We start from the raw sequence: 3,091 nt of genomic DNA on the forward strand, positions 1-3,091 counted from the left end.
GCTCTTTAACAATCTGGAACAAGCTGAAAAATTGAAATTCTCACTGATATCCTTGGGATATGAGTGAAGAGTCTCTCAAGCTGAACAATTCGAGACACTTTCGGGTTGTGAGGTTAAGCGACGAAGCGTACACGGTGGATGCCTAGGCAGTCAGAGGCGATGAAGGACGTGCTAATCTGCGAAAAGCGTCGGTAAGCTGATATGAAGCGTAATAGCCGGCGATGTCCGAATGGGGAAACCCAGTGCAATGCGTTGCACTATCATTAACTGAATTCATAGGTTAATGAGGCGAACCGGGGGAACTGAAACATCTCAGTACCCCGAGGAAAAGAAATCAACCGAGATTCCCCCAGTAGCGGCGAGCGAACGGGGAGGAGCCCAGAACCTGCATCAGCTCGGGCATCAGAGGAACGGTCTGGAAAGGCCGGCGAGAGAGGGTGACAGCCCCGTACTCGAAGATGACCGGGTTGTGAGTTCGAAGAGTAAGGCGGGACACGAGAAATCCTGTCTGAAGGTGGGGGGACCATCCTCCAAGGCTAAATACTCCTGACTGACCGATAGTGAACCAGTACCGTGAGGGAAAGGCGAAAAGAACCCCGGCGAGGGGAGTGAAAGAGAACCTGAAACCGTGTACGTACAAGCAGTGGGAGCCCCACCACCAAAGCGTTTCGCTTTGCGTGGTGTACAAAATGCGTAACGGCATCACAGCGGCACGGTTGGCGGAGCGACAGCGACGCCCAACACAAAAAACAAGCCGTGGAGCGTTTTGGGGTGGGGTGACTGCGTACCTTTTGTATAATGGGTCAGCGACTTATATTCTGTAGCGAGGTTAACCGCATAGGGGAGCCGTAGGGAAACCGAGTCTTAACTGGGCGAATGAGTTGCAGGGTATAGACCCGAAACCCGGTGAGCTAGCCATGGGCAGGTTGAAGGTTGGGTAACACTAACTGGAGGACCGAACCGACTAATGTTGAAAAATTAGCGGATGACCTGTGGCTGGGGGTGAAAGGCCAATCAAACCGGGAGATAGCTGGTTCTCCCCGAAAGCTATTTAGGTAGCGCCTCGTGAATTCATCTTCGGGGGTAGAGCACTGTTTCGGCTAGGGGGCCATCCCGGCTTACCAACCCGATGCAAACTGCGAATACCGAAGAATGGTATCACGGGAGACACACGGCGGGTGCTAACGTCCGTCGTGAAGAGGGAAACAACCCAGACCGCCAGCTAAGGTCCCGAAGTCATGGTTAAGTGGGAAACGATGTGGGAAGGCCCAGACAGCCAGGATGTTGGCTTAGAAGCAGCCATCATTGAAAGAAAGCGTAATAGCTCACTGGTCGAGTCGGCCTGCGCGGAAGATGTAACGGGGCTAAACCATGCACCGAAGCTGCGGCAGTGACGTTAAGGCGTTGCTGGGTAGGGGAGCGTTCTGTAAGCTGTTGAAGGTGGTGCCGTGAGGGCTGCTGGAGGTATCAGAAGTGCGAATGCTGACATAAGTAACGATAAAGCGGGTGAAAAACCCGCTCGCCGGAAGACCAAGGGTTCCTGTCCAACGTTAATCGGGGCAGGGTGAGTCGACCCCTAAGGTGAGGCCGAACGGCGTAGCTGATGGGAAACAGGTTAATATTCCTGTACTGAATGCGACTGCGAAGGGGGGACGGAGAAGGCTAGGCCATCCGGGCGACGGTTGTCCCGGTTTAAGCGTGTAGGTGGGAGGGGCAGGTAAATCCGCTCTTCCGTGAACACTGAGGCGTGATGACGAGCCGCTACGGCGGTGAAGTGGTTGATGCCCGGCTTCCAGGAAAAGCCTCTAAGCCTCAGGTCGTATTGAATCGTACCCCAAACCGACACAGGTGGTCAGGTAGAGAATACTCAGGCGCTTGAGAGAACTCGGGTGAAGGAACTAGGCAAAATGGTGCCGTAACTTCGGGAGAAGGCACGCTGGCGTTAGGTGAAGGGAGAAACACCCGGAGCCGAGGCCAGTCGCAGAGACCAGCTGGCTGCAACTGTTTATTAAAAACACAGCACTGTGCCAACACGTAAGTGGACGTATACGGTGTGACGCCTGCCCGGTGCTGGAAGGTTAATTGATGGGGTTAGCCGCGAGGCGAGGCTCTTGATAGAAGCCCCAGTAAACGGCGGCCGTAACTATAACGGTCCTAAGGTAGCGAAATTCCTTGTCGGGTAAGTTCCGACCTGCACGAATGGCGTAATGATGGCCAGGCTGTCTCCACCCGAGACTCAGTGAAATTGAACTCGCTGTGAAGATGCAGTGTACCCGCGGCAAGACGGAAAGACCCCGTGAACCTTTACTATAGCTTGACACTGAACATGGAGCCTTGATGTGTAGGATAGGTGGGAGGCTGAGAAGCGTGGACGCCAGTCTGCGCGGAGCCATCCTTGAAATACCACCCTTGAATGCTCGATGTTCTCACTTAGGCCCGTTATCCGGGCTGAGGACAGTGTCTGGCGGGTAGTTTGACTGGGGCGGTCTCCTCCCAAAGCGTAACGGAGGAGCACGAAGGTTGGCTAATCACGGTCGGACATCGTGAGGTTAGTGCAAAGGCATAAGCCAGCTTAACTGCGAGAGTGACGGTTCGAGCAGGTACGAAAGTAGGTCTTAGTGATCCGGTGGTTCTGCATGGAAGGGCCATCGCTCAACGGATAAAAGGTACTCCGGGGATAACAGGCTGATACCGCCCAAGAGTTCATATCGACGGCGGTGTTTGGCACCTCGATGTCGGCTCATCACATCCTGGGGCTGAAGTAGGTCCCAAGGGTATGGCTGTTCGCCATTTAAAGTGGTACGCGAGCTGGGTTTAGAACGTCGTGAGACAGTTCGGTCCCTATCTGCCGTGGGCGCAGGAAGATTGAAAGGGGCTGCTCCTAGTACGAGAGGACCGGAGTGGACGCACCGCTGGTGTACGGGTTGTCATGCCAATGGCATTGCCCGGTAGCTAAGTGCGGGAGAGATAACCGCTGAAAGCATCTAAGCGGGAAACTTGCCTTGAGATGAGTCTTCCCTTGACTTGAGGTCACGGAAGGAACGTTTAAGACGAAGACGTGGATAGGCTGGGTGTGTAAGCGCAGCGATGC

1 rRNA gene is annotated in these 3,091 nt (G+C 54.5%); it reads left to right on the plus strand.

Annotated features, from left to right (window positions below):
* Positions 1 to 111 precede the first annotated feature (111 nt).
* A 23S ribosomal RNA gene (locus ACGF49_RS24255) occupies positions 112 to 3,091 on the plus strand; the annotation flags it as partial.

This window comes from Photorhabdus sp. RM96S (assembly GCF_042879335.1).
Lineage (GTDB): Bacteria > Pseudomonadota > Gammaproteobacteria > Enterobacterales > Enterobacteriaceae > Photorhabdus > Photorhabdus kayaii.